This is a genomic window from Streptomyces sp. NBC_01478 (assembly GCF_036227225.1).
GTDB lineage: Bacteria > Actinomycetota > Actinomycetes > Streptomycetales > Streptomycetaceae > Streptomyces.
The window spans coordinates 11,797,697-11,819,932 of sequence record NZ_CP109444.1 but is presented as its reverse complement, the minus strand read 5'-3'; the positions used below and the strand labels follow the sequence as shown (position 1 = coordinate 11,819,932).

Genomic DNA, 22,236 nt, shown 5'->3' with positions numbered 1-22,236 from the left:
GCACAGGTACGGGCTTCGAGAAGGGCGCACCCCGGCACCAAAGTGACCTTCAGCTTCGGCGGCAGCGACTCGTTCGCCGCACGCATCACGGGCGGCGCGCCCCCGATTGATCTGACAGGATGTCAAATCTCGGTCGCCCTCGACTGTCGCCACCGCAGCGGTGAAGGAGATGCCGCACCCTGAGACTGCTGAGCGTTCGGGGTGCGGCACAATGCCTGGCCTGGCAGGTCAGGCCCCCGGGTGCAGACCGGGCCAACCGGGTGTGGGGTCGCCCTTGACCTCGCCGAAGTACAGGGCGAAGGTCTGCTTGAGCCGCTCGGCTTCGGCACGGTCTTCCATGAAGCGGGGGAAGCCGTCCACGTTGGCGTTGGGGTACTCCCAGACGGGATGGAGGCCGGTGGGTGCGGCGATGTCCGCACGCACCGACCAGCTGTTGGAAGTCTGGCGTTCGGTGGAGATCTGCCAGTTCAGGAAGAGCTTGGCCGCTGTCGGGTTGGCGGCCTGCTTGAAGATCGCGAGTCGTTGGCCCCAGGCCATGAAGGGGTGCCCGTCGGGCAGGCTCATGCGGATCCCGGTGGTGGCTGTCGCACTGCCTGCGGTACCGAGACCGACGACCGCCGTCTTGTTGTTGATCGCGGTGCTGGGCGAGAACGAACCACGAGCGAACTGCGGCTGCTGGGCGGCGAGAGCCGCCATCCAGTCCCAGCCGTACTTCTCCGCGTAGAGGGCGTAGAGGTAGAGGACCGCATCGTCGTCGTGCGGGTAGGAGGAGGCGACCTTGCCCTTCCAGCGCGGGTCGATCAGGTCCAGCGGGGACCGAGGCGCGTTCGCGCCGGCCGCCGCGATGTCGTAGACGTAACTGAAGGCGATGACCTGCGCAGAGATCCAGGCGCCGTCAGGGTCCCGGAACTTCTTGTACAGCTTGCTGAAGCCGGCGGGCTTGTAGTGCAGCAGCCGGCCCTCGCGCTTCCAGCGGGTGAAGTCCTGCAGTGTCTGCATCTGGACAACGTCGGGGACGAGGGTGTCGGTCGCGAACTGGTTGTCGATCCGGACATCGTGGTACTTGCTGTAGTCCACGATCAGCTGGAGGTCTATCTCCGGGAACCGTGTGCGGAAGGCGGTGCGCGCGCTCGCACCGCTGCCCGAGTTGGCGAGGTCGCCGCCCGCGTAGACCACGAGCTTGCCGCCCTCGGCGAGGGCGTCCTGGTACAGCTCGTCGAGGGTCCTGGTCTCCTCGGAGCCGCTGCCGGTCGCGGACTTGGTGGAAGCGGCCGAGGCGGGGGATGCGGTGGTGCCGAGTGTGCCGAGGCTGAGCGCAGCCCCCGCTCCGGTGGCGAGAAGTCGTCGTCGGCTGGGCAAGTTGGTCACGGGATTTCGCTTTCTGTGTGGGGGAAGGGTGATTTCGGTTCAGGCGCGTTCCGCGGCCCGTGCGACCGCCTCGGCGAGCATCGCGGCGACATCGTCGGGGTGGGACAGGTGCGGGGAATGCCCCGAGGGCACCTGCACGCTGTGGGCGGCGCGGGCGGCCCACTGTTCCTGCACGGCCGGCGGCAAGGAGGGGTCCTGTGTTGCCACGATGTAGGTGAGTGGTGTGGTGGCGGGGGCGGCGCCGAGCGTTTCCGTGAAGGCGCGCATTCCTTGCCAGTTGAGCCGTTTGACGGCCTGGGCGGTCAGGTCGGGGTCGACACCGCTGAAGATGGCCTGCTCGACGTCACCTGCCTTGACGGCGAGTCCGTCGGGCGAGTGGATCCAGTTGGGCGGGAAATCGCCGCCCATCCATTCCATCATCGAGCTGCCCGGTTCCAGCGCGAACGCGGCCATGTAGACCAGCTCTGCGACCTGGCCCGTCTCGGCCGCCGCCCAGGTGGCGGGAACACCGCCGTAGGAATGCGCGGCCAGCACCACAGGCCCCTGGAGGGAGTCAACAGTGGCACGAATCACCGCCACGTCCTCCGTGAGGCCTTGGGTGAGAGCGCTGTCGGGATGGCTGCTGGGCAGAGGCACAGCCCGAGAGTCGACCCCCCGGGCGGTAAGGCGATCGCTCAGGGGACCGAAGACCCACGGGGTGTGCATCGCTCCGTGCACCAGCACGACGGTCGGTTTCATAAGTGCCTTCCTCACGTGCGGAAGGCCATGCGCCGCGACGGGGAGCCGCGGCGAACGGCTGGCGTCGCGATGGTCAGTCGTTCATCGCGTCGCGGACGAGCGCGGTGTCGACGAACTGCTCGAAGCGCACGATGAGTCCGCCGCGGACCACGAAGTGATGGGCGACGCGGACGGCGATCGGCTTCCCGGTCGCCTTGTTGGTCGCGGTGTAGCGGGCGAGGACCACGACGTTCTCGCCGTCGACGACGTAGGTGTCGTCGTGGGCGCTCCAGCCGTCCCAGTCCTGGCCGAGCTTCTCCATCACGCCGGCGGTGACGCCGTCGGGGGTCCGGTAGGTGCCGGCGAGGGGGAAGCCGGCCATCTCCGTCCACTCGACGTCGGGGGCGAGGGTGGCCCGAAGGGCCTCCAGGTCACCTGCCGCAGACGCCAGGTACTGACGCCGTACGACATCGGCGGGGGCGGTGGACGTAGCGAACTCGGTCATGGTCAGCCCCACTTCATCTCGCCCTTGGCCACCTTCGCGCCGATCTGGGCGGCGATCAGCATGCCGTTGTCGGGGTAGCGCTTGACCAGCGCCTCGGTCAGCGTGGCGCCGTCGGACGCCTGGCCGAGCTCCTCCTCGAAGGCGACGAGGTAGTCGCGGGTGGCGGAGATGGCGGACGCGTCCGCCGCCGTACCGGGCAGACGGTGACCCGGCACGACGAGCTGCGGGTCGAGCGCGGCCATCTCGTCGAGCAGGTCGATCCACGCGGCACGGTCACCCGGGGTGGGGGTGTCGGCGACCCAGACGTGCTCCTGCTGGAAGAGCAGGACGCCGCCGAGGAGGGCGCGGTGCTCGGCCTGCCACAGGTAGTGGCGGTCGGGCAGCGCGGCCGGGCCGCCCTTGAGCTCGAAGCGGTGGCCCTCCAGGGTGAGGTCGCCGGTGAGCGGGGTGAGGTCGACCAGGCGGGTGGGCAGGTTCGGGCCGAGCGCGGCCCACGCCTTGAGCTTGCCCTCGTAGGAGTGCTGGATGTGCTCGATGACGATCGGAGTGGCGACGAACGTCGCGTCGGGGAAGGCGTCGGCGATCACTTCGGCGCCGAAGTAGAAGTCGGGGTCGGCGTGGCTGACGAAGACGGTGGTGAGCTTCTTGCCGGAGTCGAGGATCTCGGCGGCGAGGCGGTGGCCGTCGGCGCGGGTGAAGCCGGCGTCGACCAGCAGTGCCTCGTTCTCGCCGGTGACGAGGGTGGCGGTCTTGTTCTTGCTGCCGGCCGGGAAGTCGAGGTCGAGGACCTTGAAGGAAAGAGTGCTCATGGCTGCTTCCTGACGTGAGGTGCTGTTTGGGGGAAACCGGCGCTCCGCCATGTGGCGGTGCGTCCTGGAAAGACGGGTGCGGCGCCCGATCGGACGTCAGCCCCGGCCGCTGCCGACGCGGCGGGCGACACCACGTGCTTGCGCTTGAGACGGGCTCCTCATGAGCGGGTGTACACCAAATGTGTCTGCCGACTCAGACAATATATCTGCCGGTGCAGATTCTGCAGGGGCAGAGTCTTCCGGTGTCGAACTTCTGGCATTCTGGTGAGGTGAATGAGCAACTGCTGAATGACGAGGACGTGACCCTCTTCGGTCTGTTCGTGGAGGCCTACGCCTGCATCAAGCCACTGGTGAACCGCGATATGGGCATTCCCGACACCTGGTTCGAGGTACTGCTGCGACTGGGCCGCACACCCGGTCACCGGATGCGCATGACCGACCTGGCCGATGCCGTGTCCTTCAGCTCGGGCGGCTTCACCCGGCTCGCCGACCGCATCGAGAGGGAAGGGCTGATCCGCCGAGAGCCCGACCCCCGCGACCGGCGGGCGGCACTCGCCGTACTGACCGAGCAGGGCGGCGAAGCCCTCGACAAGGCGTTGACCGCCCATGTCTCCCACCTGCGCAGTCATGTCACGTCCGTGCTCTCAGCCGAAGACCGCTCCCACTTTGCACGCATCCTGCGCACACTCCGCGACGCCAACCAGTGAGCTCGGGCCGTAGACCCAGGCGATAGCTGCGGGCTCCGGACGATGGTCGGCGGTAACAGTCCTCGCACTCGGCCACCGACAGATGGACGAGGCACCCTGCACGAGACAGCCCTCCACGTTCGGCGCGAGCGACGGGCTCAGCGGCCCGCGCCGGCCCGGAACCAGGGCTCCCGGAGAGCGATGACATTCGCTTCCGACCTGGCCGCGAACGGCTGCAGCAAGTCCGTGGTCACCGCCGCGGCAACGTCCTCGACCCGGGCCAGGGCAATGGACCGCGGTGGGTCTTCTCCCACGGGCGGCGGGCTTGACGACCTGGGGACCGACCCGGCGACCGGCTCGTGCGACGTCCACCGACCCTGACGCCGATCCTGTGGAGGGTGAGGGGCACCCCCCGACACCCGGCGGTCCGTCTGCCACTTCGACGCGGCCCGCCTCGCGGACCTTGAAGTTGATGTGGTCGTCCTGCGATGAGGAGAGGCGGGCGAGCAATTCGTCGGCGACAGGGAAGCCGTCAGCAGCCACCTGCTTGACGGCAACGCACAAGGCTCCCGTGTCTGCAGGGCGACGGTCCCGTCCCGGGAGCACGCTCGCCGAACTACCGTCCGCCCCAGGGTGAACGGAAGACGGGTGGTTGTTCCGGCGACGAGCACCGTCCGAGGGAAGGTGAACAGGGGTTGCGTTTGTGTGGAGTTGATGGAGCGGAGGGTGTGGAAGAGGCCCGGTGTGGAGGGACCTTGTCAGGCCGAGGCCGGAGCGGCGGGGAAGACCCGCTCCACTGCGGCCAGGCGTAGCTGTTCCAGCGCTGCGGCCTCGTCTTCGGCCCGCTCTAGCTGGCCGTCACTCCCCGCAGTGACCACAGGCGACCTGCCGGATCCGGACAAGCATGGACCTTCCTCGCGCTACCGCGTCGCAGCGCCTGCTCTTGCAGAACGGTTCCGCCCCTGCGGTGTACTCGCACAGCACGCACCGGGGGCATCCATCAATGAGACGGCACCGCCCGCCGTATCATGACGACACACGGGAAGGAGCACCGTCCATGAGTGTCGACGCAATCGTGCACACCGAGTTCCCCGAAGGATACGTGGTCTTCTTCGGCACCGATGGAAAGATCATCATGACCCCGCAGAGCGAAGAGCACTCCAGCACGATCAAGTCGATGCAGTACGACACGATCCTGTCGCTCGGACGGCACGCGAAGACACCCTCGGACGTCTACATCGACTTCCCCGCCGACGAGAACTCCGCCCCCGACCTGGCCATCCTGCGCGAGGACGCGCGCAAGGAAGGCAAGCGCTACAGCTTCGAGGACGTCCTGCTGATCTCCGAGGTCGTCTCGACCTCATCCGCCCGCAAGGACTACGACGACTGCACCGCCAAGTACGGCCGCTACGGCATCCCGATCTACCTGGTCGTGGACCCCTACGCCGGGGAAGTCGTCCTGCACACCCAGCCCACCGCGAACGGGTACAGCACCGCGCTCAAGCGCGCGTACGGCACAGGCAAGCTCCCCGTCCCCTTGGCCGACGGCCGCACCTTCACCCTCGACCTCGACGAACTCCCCCGACCGGAGCCGGAAACCGACGCTCACTGAAAAGACGCCGGCCGGGCCAGGTCGGACAGGAGCGTGGGCAGGAGGCGTTCCTCCATGACCGCGCTTCCGGACTCCGTCGTGGCGTGATCCAGTTCGGGGTCCCAGGGGCTGCTGGCTCGCGAGCGGTCCCGCGAGCGATGTGGACTCGCCCTCGCCGAGTGCCGCCGTGTAGTCGGCGGCCATCATCCGCCAGGGACGGGCCGACGACGCCCCATGGAACATACGGCTCCGCCCTGTTCTTTCCGTCCGCCCGGCTGAGAGACCATCACCGGCGACGCGCCACCCGCGGGCGTCCGCTGAACAAGAACCGTCACGCCCTGCTCGTCCTCGCCCACCTGCGGTGCGAGATCCCGTGGGCGTCGGCCGCTTCCGTGCTCTTGCCCGTGAGCCCGCAAGGTCGCAGCCGTGGCAGGTCATACGACGTCGCCCGGCAGTCCGGGTGACTGGGCGATCTCTTGTTCGGCGGCTTCGATGATGGCCAGTACGGCGGTGGCCGCGGCTGCGGGGTCGCGAGCCTCGACGGCTTCCACGATGGCGCGGTGGCGCGGCAGCGAGGCTTCCACTGCACCGGGGGTCTGCGTGCTGAGGAGGAAGCTGTGTTCCAGCGCGATGTCGACAGCGCGGCCCAGTGATCCGAGGAGACGGTTGCCCCCGGCGTCGAGCAGGGTCCGGTGGAAGGCGATGTCTGCCTCGACATATCCGCTGCGGCCGGGATTCGCCGCCCCGGCCTCCATGGCCGCCAGGGCCTCGTACAGGACTCGTACATCGTCCGGGCCGGCTCGGTCGGCGGCGAGCCGGGCCGCCTCGGGCTCGACGATCCGGCGCAGTTCACTCGTATCACGCAGCAGAGCCGTCGCGTCCTCGGCCTGTTTCCAGCGCAGCACGTCACGGTCCAGGTGGTTCCAGTGCTCCGGGGGCAGCACGCGCGTACCGGTGCGCGGGCGTACGTGCAGCATCCCCTTGGCCACCAGTGTCTTGACCGCCTCCCGCAACACGCCGCGGCTGACGCCGATCTCGGCCGCGAGCGCGTCCTCGACCGGCAACGAGTCCCCCGGCTCCCACTCCCCGCTCACGATGCGTCGCCCGAGCTCGTCGACCACGCGCTGGTGCATGGTCAGGAAGTGCACCACGATCTCCGCTCTACCCCTGGACGTCATTCATCGAATCATTTAATGATTGAGTTCCAGGGTACGGCCTGCGGGTCCTCCCCCGACATCGCCCCACCGCCAAGCGGACGACGCGAGAGCCACGGGAGTGCGTACATGACCGACGCTCAGAAGCCGAGCCGCCGCAGCCAGGCATGGTTCGGCGCACAGGGCCGCAGCGGGATGGTGTACCGCTCCTGGATGCGCAACCAGGGATTCGGCCATGAGGTGTTCGACGGGCGTCCCGTCATCGGCATCGCGACCAGTGCCTCCGAACTCGCCCCGTGCAACGCGCATCTGACACGCGTCGCCGAAGCCGTCAAGCGCGGCGTGTGGCAGGCGGGCGGCCTGCCGCTCCAGTTCCCCACCATGGCCACCGGCGAGACCCTGATGCGCCCCACCGCCATGCTGTACCGCAACCTCATGGCCATGGAGGTCGAGGAGCTGATCCGGGCCAATCCGCTCGACGGTGTCGTGCTGCTGTCCGGTTGCGACAAGACGACTCCCGCCATGCTCATGGGCGCCGCCAGCGTCGATCTGCCCGCCGTCATGGTCACCGGCGGGCCGATGCTCAACGGCAAGTACCGGGGCCAGGACGTGGGGTCCGGTACCCAGGTGTGGAAGTTCGAGGAGGACCTGAAGACCGGTCGGATGACCGAGGAGGAGTGCTTCTTCGCGGAGGGGTGCATGGCCCGTTCCAACGGGCACTGCATGACGATGGGGACCGCCTCTACGATGGCCTGCCTGGCCGAGGCGCTCGGTATGCAGCTGCCGGGGTCGGCGGCCTGGCCCGCGGTCGACTCCCGGCGGATGGAAGTCGCGCAGGCTGCGGGGCAGCGCATCGTAGGGATGGTGGAGGAGGAGCTGCGCCCTTCGCAGATCCTGACCCGGGAGGCGTTCGAGAACGCCATCCGGGTCAACGCGGCCATCGGCGGCTCCACGAACGCCGTCATCCATCTCACCGCCATCGCCGGACGCGTCGGTGTCGAGCTGAACCTGCGGGACTTCGACGGCCTGGTCCGCGCGGTGCCGACCCTGGTCAACCTGATGCCAAGCGGCAAATACCTCATGGAGGACTTCTGCTACGCGGGCGGCCTGCCCGCCGTCATGGCCGAGCTGATCAGCGGCAAGCTGCTGCACGGCGGACAGATCACGGTCACCGGACGCACCATCGCCGAGAACACCGAGAACGCCGAACGCGTCGACTCCGACGTCATCACCCGCCTCGACGCCCCCTTCCAGCCGGCCGGCACCGGAATCGCCGTACTCCGCGGCAACCTGTGCCCCGACGGCGCTGTGATCAAGCAGTCCGCCGCCTCACCGCACCTGCTCACCCACCGTGGCCCCGCGCGCGTCTTCGACTCCCCCGAGGCCTATCACGAGGTGGCCGACGACCCGGAACTCGACATCGACGAGTACACCGTCATCGTCATCCGCAACGCCGGCCCCAAGGGCTACCCCGGCATGCCGGAGGTCGCCAACGTCCCGCTGCCCGGCAAGCTGCTGAAGGCCGGCGTCAAGGACATGGTGCGCATCTGCGATGGCCGGATGAGCGGCACCGGCTACGGGACGGTGATCCTGCACGTGGCGCCCGAGGCCGCCGTCGGCGGACCCCTCGCCCTGGTGCACGACGGGGACCCCGTCGTCCTCGACGTCCCCAACCGCACCCTGCGCCTGGACGTGGACGACGCCGAACTCACGCGACGCCGGCAAACATGGAGGGCACCCGCCGAGCGGCACACCAGCGGCTACTCCTGGCTCTACACCCAGCACGTGGAACAGGCCGACCAGGGCGCCGACTTCGGTTTCCTGCGCGGAAGCCGTGGACACGAGGTCCCTCGCGACTCCCACTGAGCCCGCCCCGGGCGACCGTATCCCTTTGATCCACGAGAGCATCGATCGTGGAATCGGCAGCAGCGCGCCCTTGTCCGGTCCTCACAGCCGGCTCCGTCCTGCCCCAGGACGCCGATCGGGCCGCACTCGTCGCGCGCGTCCACAACCCACAATGCGACGGACCGTGTGTGGCCGCGGTCCGCGGCAAGCAGGTCGTCGACCTGACGGCCGTCGTACCCACCGTCTCCGACCTCATGGAACGCGACGACGCGGCGGCAGTCGTCCGCGAGGCCGACGGCGGACAGGTCGGCACTTCTTCGCCACCGTGGAGGCCGCCGTCGCCGCCTTTCGCCTGCGCACCGGAGCGCGGTGGACGTCCCTCACCAGCGCCGAACAGCCCGCCCAGCCGGGACCCGACACCGCTGCTCCTCCGCCCACCCAGCCACGGGACTCATGAGGATGCCCCGCCTCATGCGCCCTTCACGTCCCGTCGGTGATCCCCTGAGAGGCGATCACCGGGAATCGGACCTACCTTCGAGAAGCAGACGCTGCACCGAGACGCGGAGACCTTGTAGGCCCGCTGATCCTCATCACGACAACAACAGGAGATGACCCCCCATGACCACAAGCTCCGAGACCCCGGTACTGGACACCATCGCCGCGATGACGATCGACTCGGTCGAACGGTGTGGGCTGACGCCGGACACGTTCATGCTCACCCGCATCGCGGCCCTCGCCGCTTCGGACGCCCCGCCGATCTCCTACGTCGCCAACATCGACCCCGCCCTCCAGGCCGGCCTGACCGCCGACCAGCTACAGGACGTCCTGGTCGCCATCGCCCCCATCGTGGGCACGGCCCGCGTCATGACGGCGGCCGGCAACATCACCGAAGCGCTCGGCATCGCGATCGCCGTCGCCGACGCCGAGGCTCAGGGCTAAGCGTCACCATCCAGGCGTACCACGCGCCCGACGGCGTTCGAGTCGACGTCATCGACGATGGCCCCGGCGTACCGCCCCCGTTCGCCGGACAGCGCTTCGAGCCCGGCCGTCGCGCGGATCCCGACGACGGACACGGCGGCGCGGGCCTCGGACTGCCACCGGCACGACGCCTCGCCCGCTCCACCGGCGGCGACGTGACCCACGACCCCGGGCACACTCCAGGGGCCCGGTTCGTCGTCAGCCTGCCGACCGGATGAGAATGGCCGCGCTCCGTTCGACAGCTCGACTCCGGAGATCTCCTGAACGTCTGGGCCTGCGCGTCACTCGTCAAAGCTGTGGATTGCATTTCGCCGGCGTCCGCTGCCGCCAGGGACTCATCGGCGAGCAGCACCTGCGTGATCGCGCCGAGCGTGTTCCAGCCGACCGTGGCACTCATGAGTAGATCGCCGAGCCGGGCGTTTTCGACATACGTCCGCTCGGACTCCGCTGTCGCTCCTTGAGCGGCAACATCGGAGCACAGTTCGTCCAGTTCAGCCGCGTTCAACTGGAACGAGAGCAAGGGTGACCGGTGAGTGGAGAGGGTAACGGCGACCTGCCGTGGGTTGTGCGCTCGCAACCGGGTCGGGTCGATGGCCAGCCCGGTCTCCTCGGTGAACTCCTCGGCCACGACGGCCCGCGGGTCAGCCATGCCTGCCAGACCGGAGCCGGCGGGCCGTTCGCGTACGTACCCGTCGTCGGCTGCACCTGGAGTGCGGAACTCCCGGACCAGCACGATCTTGGTGTCCTCCAGCCGCTTTGCCCGCCGGTAGGCGAACACCGCTGCGTTGCCTTTCAGGAGCTGCTCCGCTGCCACGTAGACGACGGCGTGGCTAGGACGTCGTTCAGAGTGGCCACCCGAATTCTCCTCGCTGGGTTGGAGTCGGGTGGTACGGCCTCTGCGGAGACCGTACCGCCTTGTGTCGCCCCGTACCCTTCGTAGGGTCTACGGCGTCAAATAGCGGGCGCCGGAAATGGAGGCAACACCCCGTGCTCATTGCCCAGCGTCCGTCCCTGACCGAAGAGGTCGTCGACGAATTCCGGTCCCGGTTCGTGATCGAGCCGCTGGAGCCGGGCTTCGGCTACACCCTCGGCAACTCCCTCCGCCGTACGCTCCTCTCCTCGATCCCCGGTGCCGCTGTCACCAGCATCCGGATCGACGGCGTTCTGCACGAGTTCACCACCGTGCCGGGCGTCAAGGAGGACGTCACCGACCTGATCCTCAACATCAAGCAGCTCGTCGTCAGCAGTGAGCAGGACGAACCCGTCGTGATGTACCTGCGCAAGCAGGGTCCGGGTCTGGTCACCGCCGCCGACATCGCGCCCCCGGCCGGTGTCGAGGTGCACAACCCCGACCTCGTCCTCGCCACGCTCAACGGCAAGGGCAAGCTGGAGATGGAGCTGACCGTCGAGCGCGGTCGCGGCTACGTCTCCGCCGTGCAGAACAAGCAGGTGGGCCAGGAGATCGGCCGTATCCCGGTCGACTCCATCTACAGCCCCGTGCTGAAGGTCACGTACAAGGTCGAGGCGACCCGTGTCGAGCAGCGCACCGACTTCGACAAGCTGATCGTCGACGTCGAGACCAAGCAGGCCATGCGTCCCCGCGACGCCATGGCGTCCGCCGGTAAGACCCTGGTGGAGCTGTTCGGTCTGGCGCGTGAGCTCAACATCGACGCCGAGGGCATCGACATGGGCCCGTCCCCGACGGACGCCGCCCTTGCCGCTGATCTCGCCCTGCCGATCGAGGAGCTCGAGCTCACCGTTCGGTCGTACAACTGCCTCAAGCGCGAAGGCGTCCACTCCGTGGGTGAGCTGCTGGCCCGCTCGGAGGCTGACCTGATGGACATCCGCAACTTCGGTGCGAAGTCCATCGACGAGGTCAAGGAAAAGCTCGCTGGCATGGGCCTGGCCCTGAAGGACGCCCCGCCCGGATTCAACCCGACCGCCGCCGCCGACACCTTCGGTGCCGACGACGTGGACGCGGGCTTCGTGGAGACCGAGCAATACTGAACGCTGCACAGCGCCAGGCTTAGACCGTGTCCTACATGGTCAGTTTGAGGAACCGTTTGTAGCAGCAGAGGGCGGATGCCAGGCCGAGAAAGGCCAGGTAGTTGCCTGGTTTCCGTTCGTAGCGGTGGTTGAGGCGGCGGTAGCCGGTCAGCCAGGACATGGTGCGCTCGATGACCCACCTGCGCCGGCCGAGTCGTTCGCTGGAGTCAATGCCCTTGCGGGCGATCCGGACGCCGATGCGCTTGCCCCATAACCATCGGCGCAGGTGAGGGACGTCGTACGCCTTGTCGGCGTGCAGGCGTTGAGGCTTGGAATCGGCCGCGTGGGATTCGTGTCCCATGTGGAAATGGGACAGCATCGGCTTCAGGGCCTGGCTGTCGTGGGTGTTGGCCGCGGAGAGCCCGACGCGTAGGGGCAGTCCGTTCGCGTCCGACAGGACGTGCATCCTGGAACCGGGTTTGCCTCGGTCCACGGGGCTCGGACCTGTATGTTCGCCCCCTTTTTAGCGCGGACATGAGCTGAGTCGAGGACTGCACGGGACAGGTCGATCAGGCCCTGCTCGTCCAGGAGTTGGAGAACTCTCTGGTGCAGTCGGCCCCAGACACCGGCCCGGGACCAGATGGCGAAGCGGCGGTGCACGGTCGACTTCGACGCCCCGAAGCACGGCGGCAACGCCCGCCATGCGCAGCCGCTGACCAGGACGTAGACGATCGCGGCGAAGACCGCCTCGTCATCGATGTTCGCGACCCCGCCGCCCTGCGGACGAACCCGCGCCGGCGGCAGCAACGGCCTCGCCAACTCCCACAAGCCGTCCGGAACGATCCATCCCCACCGTCCACTCCCCATGCCCAGCACAACCACCAACTGACCATGTAGGACACGGTCTAAAGCGCTCCGCAGTGAACGCGCGCTTGCCGGCTGCGGTCCCCATCGTGGCCGTTGGGGCGCCGGTGGAGTGGGGACCTGCGTCGGTGCGGCGTGTCGCGGTTTCCCACGAAATCCGGTGGAGTCTCAGCGGCCGGAAGTGATTGGGTCCTCCTCGATGCTTCGCTGACACGGCCCGGCACAGTGCGAGGCGCAAGGTCCGAATCGCAGGCGTGGTCTAGCCCGCGTGTCGTCGAGTGATGGAGGTTCTCGCGGTGGCTGGTTATGGGGCGCTTTCCGACGTATACGAGTGGCTGATCGGGGACGACAGGTTGACCCCCGCCAAGGCAGCCGCGGTTTACTACAGCGATGTCGTGGGCTCTATGCCGCCCAACGCGCGCGTCCTCGACTGCGCGTGTGGAACCGGCCAGCTCGCCGTCGGTCTTGCGAGTCTTGGCCTTGACGTGGTCGCCGCAGACGCCAGCAGTGGGATGGTTCGCCGGACCGAGAAGGCCGCCGACGAGCAGGGTGTCTCGCTTCGAGCCCTCCGCGCGAGCTGGGACGAGCTGCCCGACCACCTGGAGGACTCCACGTTCGATCTGGTGTTCTGTGTCGGCAATTCACTCGGGCACGCTGAGGGCGCAGCCGGGCGCCTGACCGCACTGGACGCGATGTCGCGGCTGCTGAATTCGGGCGGACGCCTCGTGCTCACGTCACGCAACTGGGAGCTCGTGCGCTCCGTCGGCTCACGGGTAGATGTCCGCGATCGACTCATCCGCCGCAACGACCGCGATGCGGTCGTCAGCTACTACTGGCAGATCGAGCAGCACTGGGAGCAGGAACACTTCCTCGAGATCGTGGTCGCCCAGATCGAGCCGGATGGGGCAGTGCGAGCCTGCTCGGAGCGGTTGTCCATCTGGCCCTACCGGTACGAGGACCTCGTGGCGCAGTTGCGGAGCGTTGGGCTCACGGTGCAGTCCACCACCTTCGACCCCGAGAGCGATGGATACCTGGTGGTCGCCAGCCGTGACCAGGCGCGAGGCACGTCTGAGCCGGCGCGCTGATCCGCCTTTCGTCATCGTTGCCGACCTGCCAGTTCGCGACCGCCTGCAGCGCTTCGCGAAGTGTTCAGCGCTTGAAGCGGTTGCTGCGGGTGCGGTCCTCACCTTGCATCTGACCTGCTCAAGCTGAGGTTGGAAACAGCTCACTGCCTCATCCCTTATGCCATGGTGCGGTGATCGGAATTGGCAGACGGAGGGGGCGTCCGTGGAAGCACGGATGCGGGACGCGCTGGTCGGCGTGATGAAGGAGGCGTACACCGCGGGACTGGGCGAGGGCGCCGTGCCGCGCCCGGTCATGATGCCGCTGGTGCACGGCGAACTGGTCGGGCTGATCTGGGTCCGCCCGCTCAAAGTCGGCCAGGACGTGCTCGTGCGCCGGTCCTCCGGTTCGCGGGCCTTCTTGGCCTTCGTCGCCGCCTCGCGTTCCTTCACGATCGGCTCGATGCGCTCGTCATGACCGTGCTCACGCCGGACTGCCTTACCGCCCGGCTCGCCAGGGTCGGTGCAGTCCTGGCCTGCCTTCGCGTCGCAGAGCGGGCAGCGGCGGCGGATCCAGAACCGGCGGGCGACCTTCTCGTGCAGGGGGACCTTCCGGCCCATCGGACGGGGCTGGCTCCTGATATGCCGTTGCTCCCGGGCGCTGGCCGGGTCAGGGCAACAGTGCGCCGCTTCGGCTTCTTCGTCTGTGGCGCCGTTCTTCTTCGCCGCCTCGCGGGCCGTGACCAGGGTCTGGCGCGCAAGGTCGACGCATCCCGCTGGAGCCGGACCTGCCGATGATCTACGCCATGGTCATCGGCTGCCGGTCGGCACGAGTACTCAACTCGCCCTCTCTGGCGGCGAAAGGATCCCGACAAACCAGGAGTCCACAGTGCTGCTCTTCCTGTAGAAGGTGTTCGGTTGGACGGGATCGCACAATGCAACCAAGACGTCGCCCTCTCGCAGCTCCACGGCTCTCCGGAATGAGCTGGTCTTGCTTACCTTTATGCGAATTACCATAAACTCCATCTCATGAAGACCAGGTGCAAGTTCGACGAATTTCGGCGCTTTGGCGAAACGGTCCCGAGAACAAAACTCCAGGCCGTTCTCGCGAATGGACACGACACCCGATTTGTTGGTAAAACTTCGGATTGGCTCTCTGATCTCAGCGATCAGAAGAACCCCCGTCTTCCCGTTCTTCTGTGCTCTGCGCAGGAGCTTTCTGGCTCGCCAGGGAATCTGCTTCACTTCATCGAGAGTTCTCACGGAGAGAGGAGCATCGGATCTTTTCACGATCTAGCCGTCCTCGCGCCTGTCGTCACTCAGATCCCCTCCCGTGGCGGTTCCGATCACCGCCCAGCCGACCGAACTCACGTTGGAGACTCCGGCCAACGCCCGGAACAGCAATGCTCCGACCTTCAGACCCATTCGCGTAAATATGGGTGCTCCTACGGCATCGCGCAGCGCTGACGCAGCCGCTCTGCTCGCCCCATATCCAACCCCAGCCATTCCAAAGGTTATTGCTCCCGCGGTACAGCTACCCCACTGTTGAGAGAAACACGCATCTGCGGTAGTGGCCCCGCCCAGCACGAAGCCGGCGATCAGCGCTGCGTCGGCAACCCAGCCCAGTGGGGTGATCATGGAAACGACACCTAGCACAATGCCGGCTCCACCCAGCCATGTGCTGTATTTCTGCATGAATCCGTGGGCTCCGCCTGCAGCGCTGCGCAGCAGGTCCCAGGGGGTGGTGGGCCCGCACACTGCGGCGCTGAAGGCACCTGCGGCCAGTGTCGCGCGGACGGCTGCCGAGGTCACCGTAGCCGCTGTGCTGCCCTCCTCCAGGCCCAGGAGGCCGAAGGTGCCGGCGCCGGCCGCGGGCATGAGCAACCCGGCGCCCACGCCGTACAGGGCGCCCGTGCCGGCGGCTTTGCCGAGGCCGCTCCATCTGAAGTGGGTCTGCTGCAGGTTTGGGTGACAGGCCAAGATGTCACCCGATCGTGCAGCAGACCCGTGGTGCCATGGCGCAGACTGACCAGAGTGGCCAGCAGCCGGTCGACGAAGACGAACGTGTGCTTCGCTCCGGCTCCTACAGCCCGTTGCCGCGGCCGAGCCGCCAGGCGTGCCTGATGTTGCTCGTGCCACAACGGCCCTACCGCGGCAGTGAGTTCAGCGATCACTGCTGTCGACAGCCCGGTAATCCGCCACGCTCAACTCACGCACCCCAGCCCCAACCATGCCCAGTCCAGCGAGCTATCCGGACGCTGAGCCACGGCCAACCGTGCACGAGGTCGTCAAAGCGCGTTGCAGAAGGCCGTGATCTGGGCATTTCCCTTGTATGCGTGCGGTGTTGAGGGCTGATCCGTTGCGGGTGGAGACGTTCACGGGGCTGCGGATGAAGCAGTTCGAGCGGTTGCTGAAGGTGGTGCGGGAGCGGGGTGGCGACAGGCCGCACATCGGACGGCCGTGGTGTCTGCCGCTCGCCGACCCGGTGCTGGTGGTCGCGGTGTACTACCGGACGAACCTCTGGCGGTTCAAGTGGTCGGACAGATGAGTGGAGAACTCGACGCAGGCGAGCCAGGCTCGCCGCTCCTCCGCGTCCAGCCAACGTGGCGTAGTGGCCATGGCCACATCCTGTCGATCATTGTTTGAATCTTCAAACCAATCGGCGTAGCGTGCCACGCACCGCAACGTTTGAAATGTCAAACGATTGCCTGCACTGGAAAGGCAGCACAACGCCATGCAGCACAGGAACAAGCTGATCGGCGCGGCCATCGCCACCGTCCTGGCCCTCACCGCCGTCACCACGACCGCCATGGCCGACACCACCGCACACCGGCCCACCACCGCGAGCGAGCAGGACCAGCTCCAGGCCCTCTACAAGGCGGCCGAGGCCGAGGGCGGGAAGGTCACCGTCTACATCGGCGGCGACGCCCCCGGCCAGTGGGACAGCCTGGCCGCCGCGTTCCACCAGCAGTTCCCGGACCTCCAACTGCACCTGGTCACCGACCTGAGCAAGTACCACGACGCCCGCATCGACAACCAGCTCGCCACCAGCCATCTCGTCGCCGACGCCGCGATCCTCCAGACCACCCAGGACTTCGACCGCTGGAAGAAGCAGGGCAACCTGCTCCAGTACAAGCCGGTCGGCTGGGACAAGGTATTCACCAACGCCAAGGACAAGGACGGCTACTACACCGGCGTCTTCTACGGCGCCTTCTCCTACATCGTCGACGACAAGGAGATCCCCTCGAAGGCCGGTGACTTCAAGGGCACTGACCTGCTCAAGCCGGAGTACAAGAACAAGCTGATCCTGACCTACCCGAACGACGACGACGCCGTGCTCTTCGGCTACAAGCAGATCGTCGACAAGTACGGCTGGAACTACCTGGCCAAGCTGTTGAAACAGAACCCCAAGTTGATCCGTGGCGTCCCGGGCTCGGCCGCCGGCGTGGCGAGCGGCGACTACCTCGCCTCCATCGCCGTCGGCGGCGACGCCCGCCCCAACGGCACCCAGGTCTTCTCGAACTCCGAGCGCTTCAACTCCTGGGCCCAGCGGGGCGCCATCTTCAAGAACGCGCCCCACAAGGCCGGCGCCAAGCTCTTCCTCAGTTGGCTCGACTCCCAGGCCGTGCAGAAGAACGCCATCGCCACCTGGACCTGGTCCGTCCGCAAGGACGTCGCCCCGCCGTCCGGTCTCAAGCCCCTGGCCTCGTACAAGAACACCAACCCTGACGCCTTCGCGAAGTTCATGAGCGACCGCGCCGCCGTCGAGCGCTTCCGCTCCCAGGTAGAGCTCTACTTCGGCCAGGTCAAGGGCGCCGACCCCGGCGACCCCGACGGAACTCTCGGCCGTACACCCGGAGCGTCCTGACCCCTGCTCACGCCGAACCCGGAGCGGTTCCACCACGGCAATGACGGTGGAACCGCTCTGTGGCATGCCCTCGTGACGCCCAGGGTGTAGGGGCAGCTGATCCATGGTGTGGATAGGCGGGATAGAGGATTCGGATCACGCGGAGGATGGCGACCGGGCTCCTGACGACCGATAGTCGTCCCTACCCGCACGCCGCTGTCCGGACCAGCCGCCGGTGTGCGGCCGTCCCCGGCATGCCGTGCGCCGTCGGCGCCCGTGTCAGGCATGCCCGCTCCCGTACACCGTCCTTGGAGTCGCCATGCCCGGTTCCGTTCCGTCGCCGTCTCCCATCGCGGTCGACGATGCCGCTCCCTCATCTGTCCCCGTCTCGGGTCCGGCTCATCTGCTGCGCGTGACCCTGCTGATGGCCGGCAGTTGTCTGCCGATCCTGGGAGCGGTGCTCATCGCCCCGGTACTGCCGAAGATGCAGGACCACTTCGCGTCCGTCCCCGGAGCCAAGGCGTTGGTGCCGCTCGCGCTGACCGTGCCGGCGCTGGCACTGGCCCTGTTGGCCCCGTTCGCCGGCATGATCGTGGACCGGCTCGGCCGCAAGCGCCTGCTGATCGTGGCGACCCTGCTGTACGCCGTGTTCGGCACCGCGCCGCTCTGGCTGGACTCGCTGGGGGCGATCATCGCCAGCCGCGCCCTCGTCGGTGTCACCGAGGCCGCGATCATGACGTGCTGCACGACACTGATCGGCGACTACTACTCGGGCCACCGGCGGGTGAAGTACCTCGCCCTGCAGACCATGTGCGCCTCCGCGTCGGCCACCGTCTTCTTCGTGCTGGGCGGCGCCGCCGGATCGGCGGGCTGGCGCGTGCCCTTCTGGGTCTACGCCGTGAGTCTGGTGCTCGCCCCGCTGATGGCCACCGTCCTGACCAACCCGGCACCCCGTACGGCCACCGAGGAGACCTCTGCCGGACCCGGCCGCCAACGCGCCTTCCCCTGGCGGCAGTTGGCGAGCATCTGCGCCCTCACCTTTTTCGGGGCGATGGTCTTCTACACCGTCCCGGTCGAGATGTCGTATCTGCTCGACGACCTGGGGGTGGCGAACTCCGGCGTGATCGGCCTGGCCACCGCGATCGCGAGTGCCGCCACCGTGGGCGGTGCGGTCACCTTCGCCCGTCTCAAGCGCTCTCCGGACCCGATGCTGCCCGCCGTTCTCGCACTCTGCGCGGTCGGCTTCGGGGTGGTGTTCCTGGCGGGGAACGCCCCGCTGCTGGTCGTCGGGGCAGTCGTCAACTGCGTGGGCACCGGCCTGCTGCTGCCCGCCCTCCTCACCAGTGCCATGTCCCGGCTGGCGTTCGAGGACCGCGGACGCGGCATGGGACTGTGGATGGCGGCCTTCTTCGGCGGCGAGTTCGTCTGCCCACTCGTGCTGCTCGCCGGGGAGTCGGCGGTGGGCAGCCTCGCCGGTGCGGTCGGCGTGCTGGGGCTGGTCGCCGCCCTCGTCGCGGCCGGATTGTGGGCATCCCGGCACCGGGCAGGCACGGTCGATCCCCGGCCTCTGCCGGAGCAACTGGCCTGACCTCATACACATACAGCAGGGCAACCACCCCAGGGGCGCGGGGAACTGCGCGACCGGTCACGAAGCGGAACCGCACATCGATACGGCCCCACACCCGTTGTGGCTCCGCTCAGCCACCGTTCTCCATGAGCGTCGCCCCCACCTCCTCGGCCTTCCGGCGGAGCCAGATGTGGGCGGCGTCCTGGCTGTGCACCGGGTGCCACCACATCGCTTCCTGTACGGGTACCGCCTCGAAGGGACAGGGCAGGACCCGTACCGCGGCCGAGCGGACCGCCCGGCGTGCCAGGCGCTCCTGGATCATCGCGACCCTGCGGGTGCCCTCGACCATGTGGGGCAGCAACTGGAAGGTCTGCACCGAGACCTCCACCCGGGGACTGATGCCGATCATGCTGAGCTGGCGAGCGGCCGGGGCGTCGTAAGGGCGCTGGTAGACGGCCCAGGGCAGGCGGGCCAGATGGTCGAGGGTGAGCTCGGCGCCGACATCGGGATTGTCGTCGGCGACCATGCACAGCCAGCGGTCCTGGTGGAGGTCGACGGCGGGGAAGCCGTCGATGATGCCGTGCGGCAGCAGCAGACCGTCGACGGTGCTCAGCATGGTTGCGGTGTTCTCCACCGCTGCGGGCGTCGAGTGCTGGAACGCGAGCCGGATGCCGGGCGCCTCCTGATGCAGTGCGCGGGCCAGCGCGGAGCCGAAGACGGCGGCGCCGTAGTCGGAGGCGAGCAGGGTGAACTCACGGCTCTCGGCGGCCGGATCGAAGTCGGCCTGGCTGGCGAAGACCCGCTCCAGCAGGTCGCAGGCGGTGGCGCTGCGATCCCGCAGGGCCACACCGAGCGGCGTCAGCTCATAGCTGTTGCCGGTACGGGCGAGCAGCTCGTCGTCGAAGTGCCGGCGCAGCCGGGACAGCGCGGCGCTCATCGCGGGCTGGCTGAGCCCGACGCGCTCGCCGGCCCGGGTGACGTTGCGCTCCTCCAGCAGCGCACGCAGCGCGAGGACCAGGTTGAGATCGAGTCGGGACAGGTTCACCAGGCACCACCAATGCAAGACCTATGCGAGCAAGAACCATCCACGCCATGGATGAGCCACATCCACAGGATCTATTTCCGTGATTGGTCGATCGAGGCCACAGTAGACCGCAACCCAGCAGGAGGAAATCTGATGGCAACGCTCGCGCAACCTGCCGGCCCGTTCGCGCTCGGCACGTTCTCCGCCGGGGACGGTGATCCGTTTCCCGGCCTCCTGGCGAAGGAACGCGTCCTCGACCTGAGCAGCACCCTGGACTGGGCACCGTCCTGCCTGCGTGCCGTAGTGGAGCGGTGGGAGGAGTCCCTCCCCGTCCTGCACTCCCTCGTGGACGACGACACCCTCGGCTGGCGGCCCCTGGAGGGCCTGCATGTGCACGCCCCGATCGCGCCCCGACAGATCTTCCAGTCCGGCGCCAACTACCGACAGCACGTGATCGACCTGGAGGTCGCCCACCGCTCCCCCGACGACCCGCGCACGGTCGAGGAGGCGCGCGCGGAGATCGCCGCCATCATGGACCGTCGGGCCGCCGAGGACCTCCCGTACGTGTTCATCGGGCTGCCGAGCGCGATCACGGGCCCGTACGACGATGTCGTACTGCCCTCCTGGGCCCAACAGCCGGACTGGGAGCTGGAGTTGGCGGTCGTCATCGCCAAGCCGGCCCATCGGGTGTCCGTCGAGGAGGCGCTGGGGTACGTCGCCGGGTACACGATCGCCAACGACCTCACCGACCGCGCGACCGTCTTCCGCCGGGACATGAAGGCCATCGGCACCGACTGGCTGCGCAGCAAGAACGCCCCCGGTTTCACCCCGCTCGGACCGTGGCTCGTCCCGGCCGGGTCGGTCGCGGACCCCGGTGACCTGCGCGTGACCCTCAGGCTGAACGGCGAGACCATGCAGGACGAGTCCACCAAGGACATGCTCTTCGGCGTGGCGCGACTGGTGTCGTACGCCTCCCAGAGCGCCCAACTCCTGCCGGGCGACCTGGTGTTGACCGGCAGCCCGGCCGGCAACGGCATCCACTGGGGACGGCTGCTGCGCGACGGAGACGTCATGGAGGGGTCCATCACCGGCCTGGGCGTACAGCGCACCCGCTGTGTGGCGGAGGCGTCGGCATGAGCCTGGACCGCCACGACCCGGAGAGCGCGATCGCCAAGGCTGCCAAGTCGTTCTCGAACTGGGGACGTTGGGGCGAGGACGACGTGCTCGGCACCCTCAACTTCCTCGACGAGGCCAAGCGCCGCGAGGGGGCCGCACTGGTCCGCCGGGGCGTCAGTTTCTCGCTCTCGCAGTCCTTCGACATGGACGGCCCGCAGAAGGGCTGGCGCCGGCGCACCAACCCGGTGCACACCATGCTCGACACCGGCACCGACGCCGCCCTCGGCAATCAGGGCTTCCCGCACGGCATCGGCGGCGCCGACGACGTGATCGCGATGCCGTTGCAGTGCTCCACGCAGTGGGACGGGCTCGGGCACATCTTCGACCACGGCAAGGCGTGGAACGGCCGGGCGGCCGAGAAGGTCGTCACCTCCGACGGCGACCTCGTCACCGGCATCGAGCACATGGCGCCCTACGTCGCTGGGCGCGGCGTACTGCTCGACGTCGGCCAAGTCATCGGTGCCGAGGGCGAGTTGCCCGATGGGTTCGCGATCACCGAGGAACACCTGACCGCGACCGCCGAAGTCCACGGCGTGCGTATCGGCCGCGGTGACATCGTGCTCGTCCGCACCGGGCGGCTCGCCCGCGCCCGCCGGGAGGGCTGGGGCGAGTACGCGGGCGGACCCGCGCCCGGGCTGTCGTTCACCACCGCCGGCTGGCTGCACTCCACCGAGATCGCCGCCATCGCCACCGACACCTGGGGCTTCGAGGTACGGCCCAACGAGTTCGACCATGCCTTCCAGCCGCTGCACCAGGTCGCCATCCCCAACATCGGCCTGCTCATCGGCGAGATGTGGGATCTCGACGCCCTCGCCGCCGACTGCGCGGCCGACGGCGTCCACGACTTCTGGCTCACCGCCGCGCCCCTTCCCATCACCGGCGCCGTCGGCTCCCCCGTGAACCCCATCGCCGTCAAGTAGCCCGGTCCGCTTCGCCGTCAGGTAACCCATTGGCCGCCGGATGCGCCCTTCCCCGGACAGCAAGCGGTGTATCCGGTCCACCCCCCGTCCCCACCCCTGGCCCGCACTCTCCTGCGGGCGAACCGCACCCCGCCGCCC

20 protein-coding genes and 5 pseudogenes are annotated in these 22,236 nt (G+C 68.1%); 15 read left to right on the top strand and 10 right to left on the bottom strand.

The window, feature by feature from the left end; translation table 11 throughout:
• Positions 1 to 21 precede the first annotated feature (21 nt).
• A pseudogene (locus tag OG223_RS52555) lies at positions 22 to 102 on the top strand (molybdate ABC transporter substrate-binding protein); the annotation flags it as partial.
• Between the two features lie 126 nt (positions 103 to 228).
• On the opposite strand, the gene OG223_RS52550 reads toward OG223_RS52555, so the two are convergent.
• From OG223_RS52550 to OG223_RS52535, 4 genes are all read right to left on the bottom strand, one after another.
• Positions 229 to 1,368, bottom strand: coding sequence for an ABC transporter substrate-binding protein (locus OG223_RS52550; protein ID WP_329265005.1), 1,140 nt, complete (start codon positions 1,366 to 1,368; stop codon positions 229 to 231).
• A gap of 39 nt (positions 1,369 to 1,407) precedes the next feature.
• Positions 1,408 to 2,106 carry an alpha/beta fold hydrolase gene (locus OG223_RS52545; RefSeq protein WP_329265004.1) on the bottom strand — a complete coding sequence of 233 codons (699 nt, stop codon included), beginning with the start codon at positions 2,104 to 2,106 and terminating at the stop codon, positions 1,408 to 1,410.
• A 73-nt stretch (positions 2,107 to 2,179) separates the two neighbouring features.
• Complete coding sequence (locus OG223_RS52540) at positions 2,180 to 2,590, bottom strand: nuclear transport factor 2 family protein (RefSeq protein ID WP_329265003.1); 411 nt, start codon at positions 2,588 to 2,590, stop codon at positions 2,180 to 2,182.
• 2 nt (positions 2,591 to 2,592) lie between these two features.
• Positions 2,593 to 3,399, bottom strand: coding sequence for an MBL fold metallo-hydrolase (locus OG223_RS52535; RefSeq protein WP_329265002.1), 807 nt, complete (start codon positions 3,397 to 3,399; stop codon positions 2,593 to 2,595).
• A gap of 269 nt (positions 3,400 to 3,668) precedes the next feature.
• On the opposite strand from OG223_RS52535, the gene OG223_RS52530 reads away from it, so the two are divergent.
• Positions 3,669 to 4,106: a MarR family winged helix-turn-helix transcriptional regulator gene (locus OG223_RS52530; RefSeq protein ID WP_329265001.1), complete on the top strand. Its 438-nt coding sequence runs from the start codon at positions 3,669 to 3,671 to the stop codon at positions 4,104 to 4,106.
• Between the two features lie 1,036 nt (positions 4,107 to 5,142).
• Positions 5,143 to 5,697 (top strand): Uma2 family endonuclease, encoded by a 555-nt coding sequence (locus OG223_RS52525; protein WP_329265000.1) that lies wholly within the window; start codon positions 5,143 to 5,145, stop codon positions 5,695 to 5,697.
• Here OG223_RS52525 and OG223_RS52520 read toward each other — a convergent pair.
• Together OG223_RS52520 and OG223_RS52515 are read right to left on the bottom strand one after the other, a co-directional pair.
• Positions 5,691 to 5,792, bottom strand: a pseudogene (locus OG223_RS52520) (hypothetical protein); the annotation flags it as partial. The gene OG223_RS52525 and the pseudogene OG223_RS52520 overlap by 7 nt on opposite strands.
• 318 nt (positions 5,793 to 6,110) lie before the next feature.
• Positions 6,111 to 6,854, bottom strand: a complete 744-nt coding sequence (locus OG223_RS52515) for a FadR/GntR family transcriptional regulator (protein ID WP_329264999.1) — start codon at positions 6,852 to 6,854, stop codon at positions 6,111 to 6,113.
• A gap of 105 nt (positions 6,855 to 6,959) precedes the next feature.
• Between OG223_RS52515 and OG223_RS52510 the strand changes: the two genes are divergently transcribed.
• The 5 genes and pseudogenes from OG223_RS52510 to OG223_RS52490 all read left to right on the top strand — a co-directional run bounded on the left by OG223_RS52510 (position 6,960) and on the right by OG223_RS52490 (position 11,660).
• Complete coding sequence (locus tag OG223_RS52510) at positions 6,960 to 8,696, top strand: IlvD/Edd family dehydratase (RefSeq protein ID WP_329264998.1); 1,737 nt, start codon at positions 6,960 to 6,962, stop codon at positions 8,694 to 8,696.
• A gap of 47 nt (positions 8,697 to 8,743) precedes the next feature.
• Positions 8,744 to 8,983: pseudogene (locus tag OG223_RS52505) on the top strand (fumarylacetoacetate hydrolase); the annotation flags it as partial.
• Between the two features lie 310 nt (positions 8,984 to 9,293).
• Entirely contained in the window at positions 9,294 to 9,614 is a 321-nt protein-coding gene (locus OG223_RS52500; protein WP_329264997.1) for a carboxymuconolactone decarboxylase family protein, read from the top strand.
• Between the two features lie 2 nt (positions 9,615 to 9,616).
• Positions 9,617 to 9,871 (top strand): annotated as a pseudogene (locus OG223_RS52495) (sensor histidine kinase); the annotation flags it as partial.
• A gap of 769 nt (positions 9,872 to 10,640) precedes the next feature.
• Positions 10,641 to 11,660: a DNA-directed RNA polymerase subunit alpha gene (locus OG223_RS52490; RefSeq protein ID WP_329264996.1), complete on the top strand. Its 1,020-nt coding sequence runs from the start codon at positions 10,641 to 10,643 to the stop codon at positions 11,658 to 11,660.
• Positions 11,661 to 11,691: 31 nt separating this feature from the next.
• Here the strand turns inward: OG223_RS52490 and OG223_RS52485 are convergent.
• Positions 11,692 to 12,506, bottom strand: a protein-coding gene (locus tag OG223_RS52485; protein ID WP_329264995.1) for an IS5 family transposase whose coding sequence is annotated in 2 segments (ribosomal slippage) — positions 11,692 to 12,164 and positions 12,164 to 12,506 — 816 coding nt in all. Because the reading frame shifts where the segments join, the coding sequence is not laid out codon by codon here.
• 278 nt (positions 12,507 to 12,784) lie between these two features.
• Here OG223_RS52485 and OG223_RS52480 point away from each other — a divergent pair.
• Together OG223_RS52480 and OG223_RS52475 are read left to right on the top strand one after the other, a co-directional pair.
• Positions 12,785 to 13,588, top strand: a complete 804-nt coding sequence (locus OG223_RS52480; protein WP_329264994.1) for a class I SAM-dependent methyltransferase — start codon at positions 12,785 to 12,787, stop codon at positions 13,586 to 13,588.
• Positions 13,589 to 13,790: 202 nt separating this feature from the next.
• Entirely contained in the window at positions 13,791 to 14,042 is a 252-nt protein-coding gene (locus OG223_RS52475) for a hypothetical protein (protein WP_329264993.1), read from the top strand.
• Positions 14,043 to 14,401: 359 nt separating this feature from the next.
• Here the strand turns inward: OG223_RS52475 and OG223_RS52470 are convergent, their stop codons facing one another.
• Together OG223_RS52470 and OG223_RS52465 are read right to left on the bottom strand one after the other, a co-directional pair.
• Positions 14,402 to 14,854 carry a hypothetical protein gene (locus OG223_RS52470; protein WP_329264992.1) on the bottom strand — a complete coding sequence of 151 codons (453 nt, stop codon included), beginning with the start codon at positions 14,852 to 14,854 and terminating at the stop codon, positions 14,402 to 14,404.
• 3 nt (positions 14,855 to 14,857) lie between these two features.
• Positions 14,858 to 14,989, bottom strand: coding sequence for a hypothetical protein (locus OG223_RS52465; protein ID WP_329264991.1), 132 nt, complete (start codon positions 14,987 to 14,989; stop codon positions 14,858 to 14,860).
• A gap of 907 nt (positions 14,990 to 15,896) precedes the next feature.
• Here OG223_RS52465 and OG223_RS52460 point away from each other — a divergent pair.
• From OG223_RS52460 to OG223_RS52450, 3 genes and pseudogenes are all read left to right on the top strand, one after another.
• Positions 15,897 to 16,085, top strand: a pseudogene (locus tag OG223_RS52460) (IS5/IS1182 family transposase); the annotation flags it as partial.
• Between the two features lie 213 nt (positions 16,086 to 16,298).
• Positions 16,299 to 17,432 carry an ABC transporter substrate-binding protein gene (locus OG223_RS52455; RefSeq protein ID WP_329264990.1) on the top strand — a complete coding sequence of 378 codons (1,134 nt, stop codon included), beginning with the start codon at positions 16,299 to 16,301 and terminating at the stop codon, positions 17,430 to 17,432.
• A 298-nt stretch (positions 17,433 to 17,730) separates the two neighbouring features.
• Complete coding sequence (locus tag OG223_RS52450) at positions 17,731 to 18,999, top strand: MFS transporter (protein ID WP_329264987.1); 1,269 nt, start codon at positions 17,731 to 17,733, stop codon at positions 18,997 to 18,999.
• Between the two features lie 109 nt (positions 19,000 to 19,108).
• On the opposite strand, the gene OG223_RS52445 is transcribed toward OG223_RS52450, so the two are convergent.
• Positions 19,109 to 20,023, bottom strand: a complete 915-nt coding sequence (locus tag OG223_RS52445) for a LysR family transcriptional regulator (protein ID WP_329264986.1) — start codon at positions 20,021 to 20,023, stop codon at positions 19,109 to 19,111.
• Positions 20,024 to 20,155: 132 nt separating this feature from the next.
• Here OG223_RS52445 and OG223_RS52440 point away from each other — a divergent pair, with 132 nt between their 5' ends.
• Together OG223_RS52440 and OG223_RS52435 are read left to right on the top strand one after the other, a co-directional pair.
• Positions 20,156 to 21,139 carry a fumarylacetoacetate hydrolase family protein gene (locus OG223_RS52440; protein WP_329264985.1) on the top strand — a complete coding sequence of 328 codons (984 nt, stop codon included), beginning with the start codon at positions 20,156 to 20,158 and terminating at the stop codon, positions 21,137 to 21,139.
• On the top strand, positions 21,136 to 22,098 hold the full coding sequence (locus tag OG223_RS52435) for a cyclase family protein (RefSeq protein WP_329264984.1): 963 nt from the start codon (positions 21,136 to 21,138) through the stop codon (positions 22,096 to 22,098). The genes OG223_RS52440 and OG223_RS52435 overlap by 4 nt, the downstream gene beginning before the upstream one ends.
• Positions 22,099 to 22,236: the final 138 nt, after the last annotated feature.